Source organism: Streptomyces sp. NPDC053665, assembly GCF_055585285.1.
Genome location: NZ_JBVJKK010000003.1, coordinates 336,608 through 353,713, shown reverse-complemented (window position 1 = coordinate 353,713; position 17,106 = coordinate 336,608). Strand labels below are relative to the sequence as shown.

At 73.4% G+C, this 17,106-nt stretch carries 13 protein-coding genes; 2 read left to right on the top strand and 11 right to left on the bottom strand.

Annotated elements, in window-relative coordinates:
* Window positions 1-5 precede the first annotated feature (5 nt).
* The 9 genes from ACZ6ZN_RS14560 to ACZ6ZN_RS14520 form a co-directional block, all read right to left on the bottom strand.
* A complete protein-coding gene (locus ACZ6ZN_RS14560) occupies window positions 6-962 on the bottom strand; it encodes an ABC transporter substrate-binding protein (protein ID WP_451876578.1) in 957 nt (318 codons plus the stop codon).
* Window position 963: 1 nt separating this feature from the next.
* Window positions 964-2,913 (bottom strand): ABC transporter permease, encoded by a 1,950-nt coding sequence (locus ACZ6ZN_RS14555; RefSeq protein WP_469646175.1) that lies wholly within the window; start codon window positions 2,911-2,913, stop codon window positions 964-966.
* The gene (locus ACZ6ZN_RS14550; RefSeq protein ID WP_398106942.1) at window positions 2,913-4,019 is read right to left on the bottom strand and encodes a glycine betaine/L-proline ABC transporter ATP-binding protein; all 1,107 of its coding nucleotides are present in this window, start codon (window positions 4,017-4,019) and stop codon (window positions 2,913-2,915) included. The genes ACZ6ZN_RS14555 and ACZ6ZN_RS14550 overlap by 1 nt, the downstream gene beginning before the upstream one ends.
* Window positions 4,016-5,548 (bottom strand): GMC family oxidoreductase, encoded by a 1,533-nt coding sequence (locus ACZ6ZN_RS14545; protein ID WP_398106943.1) that lies wholly within the window; start codon window positions 5,546-5,548, stop codon window positions 4,016-4,018. The genes ACZ6ZN_RS14550 and ACZ6ZN_RS14545 overlap by 4 nt, the downstream gene beginning before the upstream one ends.
* A gap of 207 nt (window positions 5,549-5,755) precedes the next feature.
* Complete coding sequence (locus ACZ6ZN_RS14540; RefSeq protein WP_469646173.1) at window positions 5,756-7,276, bottom strand: aldehyde dehydrogenase family protein; 1,521 nt, start codon at window positions 7,274-7,276, stop codon at window positions 5,756-5,758.
* Between the two features lie 277 nt (window positions 7,277-7,553).
* Window positions 7,554-8,543, bottom strand: coding sequence for a malate dehydrogenase (locus ACZ6ZN_RS14535; RefSeq protein WP_398106945.1), 990 nt, complete (start codon window positions 8,541-8,543; stop codon window positions 7,554-7,556).
* Between the two features lie 579 nt (window positions 8,544-9,122).
* The gene (locus ACZ6ZN_RS14530; RefSeq protein WP_469646170.1) at window positions 9,123-10,379 is read right to left on the bottom strand and encodes a helix-turn-helix domain-containing protein; all 1,257 of its coding nucleotides are present in this window, start codon (window positions 10,377-10,379) and stop codon (window positions 9,123-9,125) included.
* Window positions 10,380-10,770: 391 nt separating this feature from the next.
* Window positions 10,771-11,262 carry a DUF3017 domain-containing protein gene (locus ACZ6ZN_RS14525; protein ID WP_469646168.1) on the bottom strand — a complete coding sequence of 164 codons (492 nt, stop codon included), beginning with the start codon at window positions 11,260-11,262 and terminating at the stop codon, window positions 10,771-10,773.
* Window positions 11,252-12,106 carry a bifunctional methylenetetrahydrofolate dehydrogenase/methenyltetrahydrofolate cyclohydrolase gene (locus ACZ6ZN_RS14520; protein ID WP_369196058.1) on the bottom strand — a complete coding sequence of 285 codons (855 nt, stop codon included), beginning with the start codon at window positions 12,104-12,106 and terminating at the stop codon, window positions 11,252-11,254. The genes ACZ6ZN_RS14525 and ACZ6ZN_RS14520 overlap by 11 nt, the downstream gene beginning before the upstream one ends.
* A gap of 277 nt (window positions 12,107-12,383) precedes the next feature.
* Between ACZ6ZN_RS14520 and ACZ6ZN_RS14515 the strand changes: the two genes are divergently transcribed.
* Both ACZ6ZN_RS14515 and ACZ6ZN_RS14510 read left to right on the top strand, forming a co-directional pair.
* A complete protein-coding gene (locus ACZ6ZN_RS14515) occupies window positions 12,384-12,962 on the top strand; it encodes a hypothetical protein (protein ID WP_469646165.1) in 579 nt (192 codons plus the stop codon).
* A 304-nt stretch (window positions 12,963-13,266) separates the two neighbouring features.
* Window positions 13,267-14,838, top strand: coding sequence for a serine/threonine protein kinase (locus ACZ6ZN_RS14510; RefSeq protein WP_469646163.1), 1,572 nt, complete (start codon window positions 13,267-13,269; stop codon window positions 14,836-14,838).
* 53 nt (window positions 14,839-14,891) lie between these two features.
* Here the strand turns inward: ACZ6ZN_RS14510 and ACZ6ZN_RS14505 are convergent, their stop codons facing one another.
* Both ACZ6ZN_RS14505 and ACZ6ZN_RS14500 read right to left on the bottom strand, forming a co-directional pair.
* Window positions 14,892-15,950: a ScbA/BarX family gamma-butyrolactone biosynthesis protein gene (locus ACZ6ZN_RS14505; RefSeq protein ID WP_469646160.1), complete on the bottom strand. Its 1,059-nt coding sequence runs from the start codon at window positions 15,948-15,950 to the stop codon at window positions 14,892-14,894.
* A 119-nt stretch (window positions 15,951-16,069) separates the two neighbouring features.
* Window positions 16,070-17,074: an NADP-dependent oxidoreductase gene (locus tag ACZ6ZN_RS14500; RefSeq protein WP_469646157.1), complete on the bottom strand. Its 1,005-nt coding sequence runs from the start codon at window positions 17,072-17,074 to the stop codon at window positions 16,070-16,072.
* Between the last annotated feature and the right edge of the window lie 32 nt (window positions 17,075-17,106).

Below are 17,106 nucleotides of genomic sequence, written 5' to 3'. Positions count from 1 at the left end.
CGGGCTCAGGACAGCCACTTCCTCCAGGTGGACTCGTGGCTGTCCACCCACTTCTTCGCCGCGTCCTCGGGGGACATCTTCTTGTCGGCGATCATCAGGGAGACCTCGTTCTGGTCCTCGGTCGTCCACCTGAACTTCTTCAGGAAGGCCGCCGCCTTGCCGCCCTTCTTCGCGAAGTCCGCGTTGAGGTACTTCTGGAGCGGGGTGTGCGGATAGGCGCAGGCGACCTTCTCCGGGTCGGCGTCGCAGCCCTCCTTGTACGGCGGCAGCTTCACCTCGGTCATCGGGACCTTCTCGAAGAGCCACTGCGGCGAGTACCAGTAGGTCAGGAAGGGCTTCTTCTCCTTGGCGAACTGCTTCATCTGCGTGATCTGCGCCGCCTCGGAGCCGGCGAACACCACCTGGTAGTCCAGCTTCAGGTTCTTCACCAGCGCCTTGTCGTTGGTGACGTAGGACGGCGAGCCGTCCATCAGCTGGCCCTTGCTGCCGCTCTCCGGGGTGCGGAAGAGGTCGGCGTACTTGTCGAGGTTCTTCCAGTTCGTGATGTCCGGGTGCTGCTCGGCGAGATACGTCGGGACGAACCAGCCGATGTGGCCGGTGACGCCGAGTTCGCCGCCGGGCGCGATCGTCTTCTTGTCCTTGACGTAGCGCTGTTCCTGCTCGGGATGGCCCCAGTCCTCCAGGAGCGCGTCGACGCGGCCCTGGCTGAGGGCGTCCCAGGCGGGCACCTCGTCGACCTGGACGGTGTCGACGCGGTAGCCCAGCTCGTGCTCCAGGAGGTACTGGGCGACGGCCACGTTGGACTGGGCGCCCACCCAGGACTGCACGGACAGGGTCACGGTCCTAGCACCCTGCGCGTTGGCGAAGGGCGAGGCCTGCTTGGTCATGTCGGCGGCACCGCAGCCGGTGAGCAGCGCCAGGGAACTCACCGCGGCGATCGCGGCAGTGGTACGGACGCGCATGTCAGGCTCCCTTCCTCGCGCGGCGTTCGGTGGGCTGGGTCACCCGGTCGAGCATCAGGCCGAGGCAGACGATCGCGCCGCCGGCCACCAGACCGGTCGCCAGGTCGCCCTGGGCGAGGCCGAAGACCACGTCGTAGCCGAGGGCACCGCCGCCGACCAGGCCGCCGATGACGACGACGGCGAGGACCAGGACGAGGCCCTGGTTGACGGCGAGCAGCAGCGCCGGGCGGGCCAGCGGGAGCTGCACCTGCCGCAGCTGCTGCCAGCTGGTCGCGCCGAGCGAACGGGAGGACTCCAGGGCGGCGGGGTCGACCTGGCGCAGGCCCTGGGTGGTGATGCGGACGACGGCCGGCAGGGCGTAGACGATCGCGGCGGCGACGGCCGGGGCGCGGCCGACGCCGAACAGGGCGACGACCGGAATGAGGTACACGAACTGCGGCATCGTCTGGAACACGTCGAGCACGGGCCGCAGGGCTCGCTCCAGCCGGTCGCTGCGCGCCGCGGCGATACCGACGGCGAAGCCGACGACGAGGGTGACGGCGACGGCCGCGAGGACCTGCGAGAGGGTGTCGAGGGAAGGCTTCCACACGCCGAGGACGCCGATGGCGGCCATGGCGAGGACGGCCGTCAGGGCGGTGCGCCAGGTGCCGATGACCCAGGCCAGGGCGGCGACGGCGAGGAGGACCGCCCACCAGGGCAGCCACTGCAGGCCGTCGCGCATCGGGTCCAGGACCCACGTGGTGAAGTGGCCGGCCCAGTCGGCGGTGCCGCCGATGACGGGGACGCCGGAGTACAGGTGGGCGGTCATCCAGTCGACGGCGCGGTTGACGGGCTCGGCGATGCCGACGACCCAGGCGTCGGGCCAGTCGAGGCGGCCGGCGAGCCGTCCGGCGACCGCCACGGCGACGACGCCGGCGAGGGCGTACAGCCAGCCGCGTCCGCTGTGCGGCTCGGGGTCGGCGCCGAGCCTCTCCCCCGCCGCGCCGGTGACCCGGTCCAGGACGACGGCCAGCAGCACGATCGGGATGCCGGCGGCGAGCGCGGCACCGACGTCGACGGAGGCCAGGGCCTGGTAGACGCGGTCACCGAGACCGCCCGCGCCGATGACGGCCGCGATGACGGCCATGGACAGCGCCATCATGATCGTCTGGTTGACGCCGAGGAGGAGTTCCTTGCGGGCCAGCGGGATCCGCGCGGTCAGCAGCCGCTGGCGGGCGGTGGCGCCGAGCGACTCGACGGCCTCCAGCACCTCCTTGTCGGCGCCGCGCAGTCCGAGCGAGGTCAGCCGGGCCATGGGCGGGGCGGCGTAGACGACGGTGGCCAGGACCGCCGCGGGGACGCCGATGCCGAAGACGAGGACGACGGGCAGCAGGTAGGCGAAGGCAGGCAGCACCTGCATGGTGTCCAGCACCGGGCGCAGGACGCGGTCCATCCGGTCGGACAGCCCGGCGGCGAGCCCGAGCAGCACGCCCACGACGATCGAGGCGAGGACGGCGACCACCATCAGGGCGAGCGTCTGCATGGTCGGCACCCACATGCCGAGCAGTCCGCAGGCGAGGAAGGCGACGGCCGTGCCGAGCGCCAGCCTCACCCCGGCGACCCGCCAGGCGACCAGGGCGCCCAGGGCGGTGACCCCGGCCCAGCCGACGGCGAGGAGGGTGAGGTAGACGGCGCGGACGGCGAGGACGACGACGTTGCTGACGTGGCCGAAGAAGTAGAGGAACAGCGGGTGGCTGTCGCGGTTGTCGATGATCCAGTCGCTGGTCCTGGCGAGCGGCTCGGACAGGTCGACGGTCAGGGCGCCCGGCCAGGTGCCGCTCGCCCAGCGGGCGTTCGCGAGCGGCACGAGGACGGCCGCGGCGACCGCGAGCAGCAGGAGCTTGCGCACGGTCGGGTTCCTCAGCAGTCCGGGCAGGCCCGCGCGCGGCGGGTTCGCGGTGAGCGTGGCCATCACACCGCCTCCTTGGGCTGCTCCGTCCCCGGTGGAGCGGGCTGCTCCGTGCCGGCGACCACACCGAGGAGCGTGTCGGAGTCGACCACGCCGACGCAGCGGCCCTGGTCCACGACGCGGGCCGGTGCACCGGCGCGGGCGACCGCCTCGATCGCCTCGGAGACCGTCGCCTCGGGCCGCAGCGCGGGACCGCTGCCGTCCTGGCCGGCCGTGGGGCGGCGCATGGCGGTGCGGACGGTCATGACCTGCTCGCGCGGGACGTCGCGGACGAACTCGCGGACGTAGTCGTCGGCGGGCGCGCCGACGATCTCCTCGGGGGTGCCGAGCTGCACGACCCGGCCGTCGCGCATCAGCGCGATGCGGTCGCCGAGCTTGAGGGCCTCCTGGAGGTCGTGGGTGATGAAGACCATCGTGCGGCCCTCCTCGTGGTGCAGCCGGACCACCTCCTCCTGCATCTCGCGCCGGATCAGCGGGTCGAGCGCGCTGAACGGCTCGTCGAACAGCAGGACCTCGGGGTCGACGGCGAGGGCGCGGGCCAGGCCGACGCGCTGCCGCTGGCCGCCGGAGAGCTGGCCGGGGCGGCGGTGCTCCATGCCCTCCAGGCCGACCTTGGCGACGACCTCCGCGGCCCGCTCGCGCCGCTCGGCCTTGCCCATGCCCTGGATCTCCAGGCCGTAGGCGACGTTGTCGAGGACCGTGCGGTGCGGCAGCAGGCCGAAGTGCTGGAAGACCATGGCGGCGCGGTGGCGCCGCAGTTCGCGCAGCCGGGAGCGGTCCATGGCGCGCACGTCCTCGCCGTCGATGGCGATGGTGCCGGCCGTGGGCTCGATGAGCCGGGTCAGGCAGCGCACCAGGGTGGACTTGCCGGAGCCGGACAGGCCCATGACGACGAAGACCTCGCCCTTGCGCACGTCGAAGGTGACGTCCCGGACGGCGGCCGTGCAGCCGGTGCGCGAGCGCAGCTCGGCCGGGTCGAGGGCGGTGAGTTCCGGGTCGGCGGGGATGCGCTCGGCCTTCGGGCCGAACACCTTCCACAGTCCCTCCACCGAGAAGACGGGCGTGGTGTCCATGGTCTGCTCCGTGGGGGGTTCGAGGGTCGCGGTCATCGGGAACCACCACCGATCAGCTCGGCGGCACGCTCCCCGACCATGAGCACGCCGATCATGGGGTTCACGGTGGTCATGGTGGGGAAGACGGAGGCGTCGGCGATGCGGATGCCCTCCAGGCCGCGCACGCGCAGCTCGGGGTCGACGACGGCCTGCTGGTCGTCTGCGGCGCCCATCCTGCACGTCCCGGCGGGGTGGTAGACGGTGTGGGCGACCTTGCGGGCGTACTCGCCGAGCTCCTCGTCGCCGGTGACGTCCGGGCCGGGGGCCACCTCGCGCTTGAGCCAGCCGGCCAGCGGCTCGGTCTTCGCTATCTCACGGGCGATCCGGATGCCGTCGACGAGGGTGCGGCCGTCGTAGTCGTCCTCGTCGGTGAAGTAGCGGAAGTCCAGGGCGGGCTTGACGTCGGGGTCGGCGCTGGTGAGGTAGAGGCGTCCGCGGCTCTTCGGCTTGGGGATGTTCGGGGTCATGGAGACGCCGAACTCGGGCCGCCGGTAGCCCAGTCGCTCCGGGTTGTCGGTGAAGGGGATCTGGTAGAAGTGGAACATCAGGTCCGGGTGCGGGAGTTCGGGGTCGCGCCGCACGAACAGGCCCGCGTCGGAGTCCATCGCGGAGTTCTCCGGGAGGGGGCCGTTCGTCTCCCAGACGATGACCGACTCGGGGTGGTCGAGCAGGTTCTCGCCGACGCCCGGCAGGTCGTGCGTGACGGGGATGCCGAGCTTCTCCAGGTCGGCCTTGGGGCCGATGCCGGAGTGCATCAGCAGCCGGGGCGAGTCGACGGCCCCGGCGCACAGCAGCACCTCGTTGCGCGCCTTGACGAGGATCTCCTCGCCGTCCTTGGTGCGCACGTGCACGCCCTCGGCGCGGTTGCCGTCCAGCTGGAGCTTGTACGCCCAGGTCTCCAGCAGGAGTGTCAGGTTGGGCCGCTCGTCCATCACCGGGTGGAGGTAGGCCACCGACGCGGAGGACCGCTTGTTGTTCTCGGGGTGGTAGGCGAGGTCGAAGAAGCCGACGCCCTCGGTGAACGGCTTCTTGTTGAAGCCCTCCACCCGCGGGACGCCGAGTGCCTCCTGGGCCGCGTCGACGAAGTCGCGGGCGATGGCGTTCCGGTCCTTCTCGTCGACCGGGACGATGTTGTTGAGCAGCCGGGCGAAGTAGGCCTCCATCTGCACCGCGCCCCAGCCCTCGGCGCCGGCGGCCTCCCACTCGTCCCAGTCGGCGGGCAGCGGCTTGAAGGCGATCAGGGTGTTGTGGGAGGAGCAGCCGCCCAGGACGCGGGCGCGGCTGTGCCGGATGTGCGAGTTGCCGCGGGGCTGTTCGGTGGTCGGGTAGTCGTAGTCGAGTTCGCCGCCCAGCAGGCCCATCCAGCGGCGCAGGGTCAGCACGTCGTCGCGGCCGACGTCGCTGGGTCCGCCCTCGATGACGGCGACGGTGACGTCGGGGTTCTCGGTGAGTCGGGAGGCGATCACGGAACCTGCTGTTCCGCCGCCTATGACGACGTAGTCGAATTCATGGGTGTGGTCGGACATGAGGGTGGTACTCCAGGAGAGCCGGGACGAGTGTGCTCGTCGGGGACAGGGTGCGGAGCCGTGTGAGCCGTCGTTCGCGGGGCCGTCCGTGAGGGGGACTGCCGCTCGGGGGGCCGCCGTTCGCCGGGCCGCCGGTCTCGTGGGGGCACCGGAGCGGAAGGACGTCGGGTCGGGACAGGCCGGCGGGGCGCGGGTGCCCCGGTCCGCTCAGCCGGCGAACCAGCGCACCGGCTTGGGCGCGAGGTTCTGGTAGACGTGCTTGGCCTCTCGGTACTCGGCGAGCCCGGCCGGGCCCAGTTCGCGGCCCACGCCGCTCTTGCCGAAGCCGCCCCACTCCGCCTGCGGCAGGTAGGGGTGGAAGTCGTTGATCCAGATGGTGCCGTGGCGCAGCCGGCCGGCGACGCGGCGGGCCCGGCCCGGGTCGGCGGTCCAGACGCCGCCCGCGAGCCCGTACTCGGTGTCGTTGGCCAGCGCGACGGCCTCGTCCTCGGTGCGGAAGGTCTCGACGGTGAGGACCGGCCCGAAGACCTCCTCGCGCACGACGCGCATCTCGCGGTGGCAGTGGTCGAGGACGGTCGGCTCGTAGAAGTAGCCGTTCTCCGGGCGCTCGGGGGACGGTTCGGGGCGCTTGCCGCCGCAGCGCAGCACCGCGCCCTCCTCGAGGGCGGAGGCGACGTACGCCTCGACCTTGGCGCGCTGCTGCTCGGAGACGAGCGGGCCGCATTCCACGCCGTCGCCGGTGCCACGGCCGAGACGGATCTTCCCGGCGCGGCGGGCGAGTTCGGCGACGAACCGCTCGCGCACGGACTCCTCGACGATGAGGCGGGCACCGGCCGAGCAGACCTGGCCGCTGTGGATGAAGGCGGCGTTGAGGGCCTGGTCGACGGCGGTGTCGAAGCCCTCCTCGGTGGCGCAGGCGTCGGCGAAGACGACGTTGGGGTTCTTGCCGCCGAGTTCGAGGGCGACCTTCTTCACGGTGGGTGCGGCGGCCTGGGCGACCTTGGTGCCGCTGACCAGTCCGCCGGTGAAGGAGATCAGGTCGACGTCGGGGTGCTCGGACAGGCGCGCGCCGACCGAATGGCCGGGCCCGGTCACGAGGTTGGCGACACCGGCGGGCAGTCCGGCCTCGACGAGCAGGTCGATCAGCGCGACGGTGGTCATCGGCGTGATCTCGCTGGGCTTGACGACGAAGGTGTTGCCGGCGGCGAGGGCCGGGGCGATCTTCCAACTGGCCTGGAGCAGCGGGTAGTTCCAGGGCGTGATCATCGCGCAGACGCCGACCGGCTCGTGCACGACGACGCTGTGGACGTCCGGCGAGCCGGCGTCCACGACCCGGCCCGGGGCCTCGCCCGCCACCAGGTCGGCGAAGTAGCGGAAGGCGTCGGCGACGCAGTCGATGTCGACGCGGCCCTCCTCGACGGTCTTGCCCGCGTCCTGGGCCTCCAGCCGCCCGAGTTCGTCGCGGTCGCGCACGAGGAGGTCGGCGACGCGGCGCAGCAGCGCGGCACGCTCGGCGACGGGGGTGCGCGGCCACGTGCCCTCGTCGAACGCCTGCCGGGCCGCGGCGACGGCCAGGTCGGCGTCCTTCTCGTCCCCCTCCGCGACGAGGGCGAAGGGCACGGCGTCCGCGGGGTCGATGATCGCGCGCGTGTCCCCGGAGAGGGCGGCCCGCCACTCTCCTCCCGCATGGATGGTTTCGCGCGCCTGAAGTTCGGTACTTTCCGCCATGATCGCTCTTCGCCTTCCGTTCCTGATCAGCGTCCCTGTGTCACATACGTGTCACTAAGGGACCGAGTTCGCCTGCCCGACTCCCTGGATTGCATGCGCCTGCGCGACCGAAAGTGCGCTGTGTCACGGGAGATGTGGGCAAACCAGGGCATAACGTCCGGCGATCGCCTGCACCCGGGTGTGGCCGGAAAGGAACGGGAACGCGTGCAGGCCCCGCACCGGGGAACCGGTGCGGGGCCTGCGCGGAGGAAGCGGTCGGCCCGGATGGGCCGGGGTGTCAGATGAGGCCGAGGGCGCGGACCGCCTCGCGCTCCTCCTCGAGCTCCTTGACGGAGGCGTCGATGCGGGTGCGCGAGAACTCGTTGATGTCCAGGCCCTGGACGATCTCGTACTTGCCGTCCTTGCAGGTGACGGGGAAGGAGGAGATCAGGCCCTCCGGGACGCCGTAGGAGCCGTCCGACGGGATGCCCATGGAGACCCAGTCGCCCTCGGCGGTGCCGTTGACCCACGAGTAGACGTGGTCGATGGCGGCGTTGGCGGCGGAGGCGGCCGAGGAGGCGCCGCGGGCCTCGATGATGGCGGCACCGCGCTTGGCGACCGTCGGGATGAAGTCCTCGGCCAGCCACTTCTCGTCGTTGACGACCTCGGCGGCGTTCTTGCCGGCGACGGTCGCGTGGAAGATGTCCGGGTACTGCGTGGCGGAGTGGTTGCCCCAGATCGTCAGCTTCCTGATCTCGGAGACCGGGGTGCCGGTCTTCTTCGACAGCTGCGTCAGGGCGCGGTTGTGGTCCAGGCGGGTCATGGCCGTGAACCGCTCGGCCGGGACGTCCGGCGCGGCGGCCTGGGCGATGAGGGCGTTGGTGTTGGCCGGGTTGCCGACGACCAGGATCCGCACGTCGTCCGCGGCGTGGTCGTTGATGGCCTTGCCCTGCGGCTTGAAGATGCCGCCGTTGGCCTCCAGCAGGTCGCCGCGCTCCATGCCCTTGGTGCGGGGGCGGGCGCCGACGAGCAGGCCGACGTTGGTGCCGTCGAAGGCGACGTTCGGGTCGTCGGTGATCTCGATGCCCTGGAGGAGCGGGAACGCGCAGTCGTCCAGCTCCATGGCCGTGCCCTCGGCCGCCTTCAGCGCCGGCGTGATCTCGAGGAGGCGCAGCTTCACCGGCACGTCCGCGCCGAGCAGCTGACCGGAGGCGATGCGGAAGAGCAGGGCGTAACCGATCTGGCCGGCCGCGCCGGTGACGGTGACGTTCACGGGAGTGCGGGTCATGGCGTTCTCCGTATGACAGCTGGCGGTAGGGGCGGGGTCCCTGCCCCGGACATGTGATCGATCTCTTGGCGTCAAGAGATCCGACCAGCGGTCAGGCTATCGCGCTCCCGGGATCCCGGGCCGCCGGGTCGGTGTGGCCCGGCCCACAACCCCTCCCCCGGCCCGCACGGGAAGCGGCCGCCCGTCCGGGAGAGGAGGACGAAGGCGGCCGCAGGAGGGGGAACCGACCGAGCCGGACTCCCGTGGGGGTACGCTCCGCCTGCCCCGATCCGCCCGGCCCATGCCCGCCCCGGGCACATTTCCGGCCACTTCCCTGCCCGGGGCCCGGCCGCGCTGCCGGGCGTCACCTCCGGGATCGGGGCCCGGACGCACTCTCCCGTGCGTCACCTCCGGGATGGGGCCCGGATGCGCTCCCCCGCACGTCACCACCGGGACCGGGACCCGGACGCACTCCCCCCGCGTCACCTCCGGGGATTGGGGCCCGGACGCACTCCCCCGCGCTCCACCACCGGGACCCGGACCCGGACGCACTCCCCCGCGCGCCACCACCGGGACCCGGACCCGAACGCGCTCCCGCGTCTACTTCGTGCAGCCCCGGCCGCCCGCTGCCAGGGTCGCGCACGCCTTGGCGTCGGCGGCGCTCCGCACCGGGACCATCGGGGTGTACGCGATGGTGTCGCCGGTCGCGGTGATGCTCCCGGACTGCTTCCTCCCGCCCGCGCTGATCTTGACCTCGTCGCCCTGCGCGGCCCCGGTGATCCGGCCCCAGGCCGCCTTGCAGGTCTCGCTGTAGCGGACCTCCACGACGGTCGTGCCGACGGTCGCGGTCGTGGCCGTGGTGACCCGGTCGCCGCTGCACCCCATGTTCTCCGCGTCCTTGCCCGCGCAGCTGTCGCCGCTGCACTTCACGCCGGGCGGCAGCTGTGCCTTGGCCGTGGCGGTCGGGGACGGCGACGCGCCGCCCTCGCGCGCCTCGTCGTCCCCTCCGCCCCCGGTCAGGTAGAGGGCGCCGGCGATCACCACGAGCACACCCACGGCGGCCGCGACGAAGGTCGCGGTCCGGCGCCTGCCGGCGGCCGGTGCGGCCCCGTCGGCCGGCCGGGCCCCGGCGGGGACGGCGTCCTGCGGGGGTTCACCGGACGCGCCGGCGTCGGCCGGACGGGAGCGGTCGCCGGAGGGCGTGGAGGGGCTCGCGGGGCCGGAGCCGGACCGGCCGCCCGTGCCGTCACCGGCGCCCGCCGGGCGGCCGGCCGGCGACGGCCCCTTGTACCCGGCCAGCCCCCAGGAGTTGACGTCGCCCGCCCCGCCCCGGCCGCCCTCGCGCGGAGCGCTTCCGGTGGAGTCCTGCACCTCGGGCGCGGTGGGCTGCACCGGCACGCTCGGCGCGACCCCGGCGGGACCCGCGATCCCCGGCGTGACCGTGGCGCTGCCGCCGCGGCGGGCGGGCCGGCCGCCCGGGGAGGCCGCCGTGCCGCCACCGGACGCGCGCGCGGCGTCGCCGAAGTCCTGCCCGCCGAACTCCCCCAGCGCCGCGCGCGCCTGGGAGATCCGTATGGCCTCCATCGTCATGTCGTGCCGCATCTCCGAGCGGCTCCAGGCGCGTTCGGCGAGCTCCCACATGGTGGTCAGGTGCAGCGGATTGGTGCCGGTGACCTCGGCCAGGGCCACGACGGCGCCCTTCGGCGCGAGCAGCCGGCCGTTCAGATAACGCTCCCAGGACGTCTTGCTGTAGCCCGTGCGGTCCGCCACCGACGCGATGCTCAGCCCGCTGCGGTCCACGAGCCTGCGCAACTGGCTGGTGAACTCCCTGATCTGCGGATCGAGCTCATCGGGCAAGGCCTTCCAACGAGGCATTGCGTCCCCCCTCTTCCCCCCGGTCGTGCTGATGTTTCCCCGCGCCCTGCGCGCCCCCCGCGCGCGGCGGCCCTGGCCGAGTCCCGGTGTGGCTACCCACTGGGATGCGCCCACGCAGGATCTCAGTTCCCGGCTCCGGGGCGCACAGGAGCGCGGATACCGCGCGCAGAAAGACGCCGAGCCGTCCCGATTGTCCACGCCCGAACCGGTGTCACACCACTTCGTGCAGAATCGGACGCCGGACGTACCGGAACCGTCACTTCCGTGCCACAGCGCTCTGACAGCCGTTGAACAGGCCGTTCGCCGTGCAGGAGATTGTTCCTACGGCGGCGGCCCGTCCTTCCTCGGGGGAGAGGACGGGCCGCCGCTCAGGTCATCCGCTGGTGACGGTGAAGTGCAGGGTGTCCTTGAGGAAGGGGATCTGCAGCCACGGGTTCGGCTGGACCATCAGCGCCAGCAGGACGATCACCGCGCCCAGCACGCCGTAGGTGGCGATGTCCGTGAAGCGGGAGCGGACCGCGAGCATGCCCACGCCGGGCAGCAGCCAGCGCAGCGCCCCGCCGCCCAGCAGCGCGACACCGATCAGGAGCGTCCCGAGCCGGAACTGGTCGAACGCGGTCACCAGCAGGCCGGCCCCGGCCAGCCCCAGGACGGCGAGCAGCGGCCACTGCCGGGCCGGCGCCGGCGCGTCCCCGGGCGCCGCCCGGCCACCGCCCTCGGGCCGAGCCGTGTCCCGGGTGAACAGCGGGAACCGCCGGGTGACCCGCCGCGGCCGGCCCTCGGCGTCGGGCGCGCTGACGGGGTCGCGGACGGTGATCTCCTCCGCGGAGTCCTGCTCGCCGCGGGCGGGGTGCTCAGCCGACACTGCGCTCCGCCGCCTCGACCACGTTGACGAGCAGCTGCGCGCGGGTCATCGGGCCGACCCCGCCGGGGTTCGGCGAGATGAAGCCGGCGACCTCGGCCACGTCGGGGTGGACGTCGCCCACGATCTTGCCCTCGGCGCTGCGCGAGACGCCGACGTCGAGGACGGCCGCGCCCGGCTTGACGTCCTCGGCGCGGATCAGGTGGGCGGAACCGGCGGCGGCGACGATGATGTCCGCGCGCCGCAGGTGGGCCGACAGGTCGCGCGTGCCGGTGTGGCACTGGGTCACGGTGGCGTTCTCGCTGCGGCGGGTCAGCAGCAGCGGCATGGGGCGGCCGATGGTCACGCCGCGCCCGACGACCACCACCTCGGCGCCCTTGATCTCCACCCCGTACCGGCGCAGCAGGGTCAGCACGCCGTTCGGCGTGCAGGGCAGCGGCGCGGGCTCGTTGAGGACGAGCCGCCCGAGGTTCATCGGGTGCAGGCCGTCCGCGTCCTTGTCCGGGTCCATGAGTTCGAGGATGCGGTTCTCGTCGATGCCGCGGGGCAGCGGCAGTTGCACGATGTACCCGGTGCAGGCCGGGTCCTCGTTCAGTTCGCGGACGACCGCCTCGATCTCCTCCTGCGTGGCGGTGGCGGGCAGCTCGCGCTGGATGGAGGCGATGCCGACCTGGGCGCAGTCGCGGTGCTTGCCGGCGACGTACTTCTGGCTGCCGGGGTCGTCCCCGACGAGGATCGTGCCGAGGCCGGGCGTGACGCCCTTCTCCTTCAGCGCCGCCACGCGGGCGGTCAGATCGGACTTGATCGCGGCTGCGGTGGCCTTGCCATCGAGAATCTGGGCGGTCATGCCCCCATCCTCGCGGATGACCCGCCCGCGGTTCCAATCCGCCCGCGATCCGGGCACCGGGCCGCCCGTCCCGCCGTATCCGCACATGATCGGCGATGTTGCACTTGCACAACACATCGGGAACGCGGCTGGACAAGCCCGTGCGCGGTGCAGAACGATGAGCTGACAAGTGCTGCGGGCAGCTCAACGGGGGGACGGTCGCAACTGCAGAACTTTCCTCCGTGCGGGATGTCGCGCGCCGTCCCCGCACTCGGAAACCAACGGAGGAAAGCCCGCCATGAGCTACGGCGACCCGAACAACCCCTACGGCGCCCCCCAGGGCCAGCAGCCGCAGCAGCCCGGTTACGGCTACCCGCAGCAGCAGGGACAGGCGCCCGGCTACGGCTACCCGCAGGCCCCTCCGGTCTCCCCCTACGGCGGCCCCGCAGCCCCCACCACGATGCCGGGCTCGGTCGGCGCGGCCCGCGTGATGCTGTGGGTCATCGTCGGCCTGCAGGTCATCGGTGTGGCGATCTTCGCCTTCTCCGCCATAGCGCTGAACGCCGCGAAGGACGACGAGTCCCTGAAGGACAACGCCGCCTTCCAGGACCTGGTCGGTGACTCGACCGGCCTTATCTGGGGCTATGTGGTGTTCGGCCTGGCCTGGCTGGTGTTCGCGGCCGTACTGGCCACGAAGTTCAAGAACGGCGGCAACGGCGCCCGCGTCACCATCCTGGTGTTCGCCATCATCACGGCGGTCCTCGGCATCTACCCGTTCGTCATCGTCGGCCTGGTCCACACGATCCTGGCCGTCCTCATCGCCGTGTTCGTCGGCAACGCGGCCGGCAAGGCCTGGTTCAACCGCCCCCGTTACTGAGCGGATCCGGTCGGGCGGACCACTTCACGCCAATCACATCCAAGGGCCGTGTCTCACCCGTACGAGGGGGGCACGGCCCTGGTGCGTCGCCCTAGTCTGACGGTGCAGCCGTTCAGGCACGGGGAGACACCTTGTTCAGCATCGTCGTGGTACCTCCGCCGACCACGGAGGACGAGCGAGACCGCACCCGGACCGCATGCGCGCCCCGCACGGACACCCCCGGCGGCCGCGCGCCCGACAACGTTGCCCACCCCCTCCGTCCGGCCCTCCGGCACCGGCGGTACGGCCCGGCCCGGGTGACCCGGTGACCGAGCCCTACGCCGTGTCCGTCCCGAAGGGGTACCGGGTCGGCGTCTGGGAGGTGCGCGAGCCGCTGGCGACCGGCGCCTTCGGCAGTGTGTACGCCGCCCGCCGCGTCGGGGACGGCGCCGAACTGCCGGCCACGGCCGCCCTGAAGTTCCTGCCCACCGGCACGGCCACGCCCCGCCGGCTGACGCACCTCAGGGAGCTGGCCGAGCGGGAGGTCGCCCTGTACCGGCGGTTGAGACGGCCGCGTCTGGTGCGGATGTACCAGACGCTGACCGTCGACGACCCGGGCCGCCCGCACCTGGACGGCGCCACCGTCCTCGTCCTGGAACGGGCCGAGGGCTCCCTGTCCGCCCTGCTCGCCGGCGCCGCACGGCCCGCCTCCGGACCCGTGCTGCTCGCGCAGATCTGCGAGGGCCTGGTCCAGCTGCACGCGGCGGGATGGGTGCACGGCGACCTGAAGCCGGCCAACGTGCTGCTGATGGCGGACGGTTCGGCGCGGCTCGCCGACTTCAACATGGCCGCCGAGCTGGAGGGGACGCACGCGTACACCCCGGCCTTCTCCACTCCGGACTACACCCCGCCGGAACTGCTGTGGACGGAGATCGGCGAACGCGGCCGCCGCATCCGCCCCTCCGCCGACGTGTGGGCCTTCGGCGTCCTGGCGCACCTGGTGCTCACGGGCTCCTACCCGCTGCCCGGCGCCACCCCGGCCGCCCGCCGCGACGCCGCGGCCGCCTACGCCCGCGGCACCGAGGCGCTGCGCCTGTCGCCCGAACTGCCCGAGGCCTGGCGGCGGATCATCACCGCCTGCCTGACCCGCACCCACCGCGACCGCATCGCCACCCCGGCGCTGCTGCGGTCGGCCCGCGCGGCCGCCGGCGCCGGGCACCGCCCGTTCCCCGCGCTCAGCCCGCTCCTGCCGCGCCGCCCCGCCCGGCGCCCGGCGCGCGCGTGGATCACGGCGGGGGCGGCCGCCGCCGTCTGCGCCCTCGCGGCCCTGGCCTACGGCATCGGCCTCTGGGCGGACGGCACACCGGGCGGCAGCGGATCCGGCGCGGGCGCCCACGTCGCCGCCGCCACGTACGGGGCCCCGGAACTGCGCACCGACCGGGGCATCCCGCCCGCCTACCGGCTGCTGATCGTGGAGACGGCACACGACTGCGACCAGGAGGAGGTCAGCCCGGTGCTGCTCGCCGCCATGCTGAAGGTGGAGAGCGACTTCGACCCGGACCTCGCCGACCCGGACCGCGACGAGTACGGCATCGCCCGCTGGACCCCGCGGGTGCTGCGCTGGTGGATGAACGAGGACGGCACCCCCAACGAGACCGTGCCGCGGCCGCCGTTCCCCCCGGCCGAGTCCATCCCGGCGATGGGCCGCTACCTGTGCTGGATCGCGCCGCGCCTCAGCGACGACCTGCCCGGCGACCGCCGGGTCCTGGTCGCCGCGGCCTACCGGACCTCGTACGGGACGCTGAACAAGGCGGGCGGCGTCCCCCCGGACCAGCGCGCCTACGCGGCGCGCGTCGCCCGCTACCTGGAGGAGTACGCCCCGCCGCCCAGCCGGTGACCCGCGGCGGCGCGCAACCGCCGCGGCGCACGGCCGCCGGGCCGCGCCGCGGCTCAGGCCGCGGGCACGAGCCTCGGGCGGGGCTCAGGCGGCACGACACTGCTCACCACCGCGGCGTCGCGCCGCTCCTCCCGGCGGACGGCGGTCCCGGCGTCGAGGGTCACCCGCGCCGTCGCCAGGACGTCGCCCTCCTGCTCGACGACCAGGTCGACGACCGGACGGCCCCCGGGCCCCTCGGCCACGCGGGCACGGCAGTGGGTGGGCAGCTCGAACTCGCCGAACCGCAGGAACGTCACGTCGCAGGCGGTCAGGACGGGGTGCCGGGGCAGGTCGTCGCCGTCCCACAGCTCGTGGACGGCCGTGGTCGCCGTCTGCCGGAGCGCCTCGAACATCACCGCGCCCGGGATGTGGTCCACGGGGTGGTCGAACAGCGAGGGGTGGTCGCGGTCGACGACCACCTGCGCCACCACCTCCGCGCCGGGCGCGACGGTGACCCGGCCCAGGACGACGTTGGCGGACAGCTCGCGGCCGACCTGCGCCGGTGCCCGGCGGTTGGCGAGCGGGTGAGCGCGCGCCGGGCTCAGGTCGAGGGCGGAGCGGGTCCGGGTGCGCAGCCGCCGCATGGCAGGGCGCGGTATCCAGCGGAAGTCGAGCCGCATAGCCGCCGCGGCCGTGCCGTCGACCGACGCCCGCACCTCCACGACGGTGCCGCACGGCCGCCCGGCCCGCTCCCGGACCTCGGTGAACTCGCCGTCCACGGTCACGGAGGCGGGCGCGTCACCGATGCGCAGCGCGTCCAGGTCGAGGATCTCCAGGGTGCCCCGGTCGAAGACGAAGCTGCTGTCGGCCGGCGCCGCGAGGTACTCGTGCGAGGCGAGGATGCACGCCTGCCGGAAGATCTCCAGCACGAGCAGCGGGTCGTAGTACGCGTGCGGCGACGCGTCCCTGACGTGGTCGCTGTAGTACAGGTGGGCACGGGGCGGTTGGGCCGCCACCCGGAACGTGCGCCGGCCGGTGCGCTCGGCGTCGGTCAGGAAGCATTCGCTGACGGCGGCGCGGTGGGTGAGCGCGCGGTCGACGGTCCGTGCGAAGGAAAGGGCGCCGTCTGCCATGGGTGTCGCCTCCTCGGGCGGGTTCGGTGTCGTCGGAAGTGCCGTCCGGCGCTGTCACACCGGGTGCCGGGGCCGGGCCGGGGCGGGGGCCGTCCCGCCGCCCCGGTGGGGAGAGCCGCTCAGCGGGCGGGGATGTCGTGCCGTCCGTCGAAGACGACGAGCTGGCGTCCTCGTACCCCGCCCGCGGCGAGCCGCCGGTGGGCCTCGGGCACGGCCGACGGGGCGAGCAGCGAGTCGGTGCGGACCGAGAGCACCCCCTCGCAGGCGAGTGCGGCGAGTTCGGTGAGCGCCCCGGCCTTGTCCGGGTAGGCCATCACGTTGAGCTCGTGACGCACGATCCCGCGGGGCAGGTGCAGTGCGCCCGGCCGGCAGGTCACCACCGCACCGCGGTCCCGGACGACGTCGAGGACCGGTTCGCCCAGGACGGCCGCGTCCACGAGTGCGTCCACGCCCTGGGGCACGGCACGGCGGTAGCGCTCGGCGAGCGCGGCCGGGCTCACCGGCGCCTGGGGCCGCGGGGCCGCCGGTCCCGCGTCGCGGGGCACGACGATCTCCGCACCGAGCTCCTTGAGCAGCGGCTCGTCCTTCTCGGCGGCCTCGGCCACCACCCGCAGCCCGCGGTGCACGGCCAGTTGGATCACGAAGCCGCCCAGGGCGCCCGCCCCGCCGGTGACGGCCAGGGTCGAGCCGGACCGGAGTCCCAGCAGGGCGAGCGCCTGATGGGCGGTGAGCGCGTTCATCGGCAGCCCGGCCGCCCGGACGAGGTCCAGACCCGGCGGGACCAGGACCGTGTCCGCCGCGGAGACGACCACGTACTCCGCCTGGGCGCCGCCCTGCGGGCGGAACGGGTCGACGAAGGCCATGACGTGGTCGCCCAGGGCGAACAGCGTGCCCGCCCCGGCGGCGTCGACGGTGCCGGAGACGTCCATGCCGGGGACGTACGGGGGCTCGAAGGGGGCCACGTAGGCCGCCAGCTCGCCCGAGCGGAGCATGAGGTCGGTGGGGTTGACGGCTGCGGCGGCCACCCGCAGACGCAGCTCCCCGGGGCCCGGGTCGGGGATGGCCCGGTCGATGACCTCGAGCACGTCGGGCGCGCCGTGTTCCAGGATTCCGACTGCACGCATGGTGGAGCACCTTCTTCAGGGGCCGATGAGGC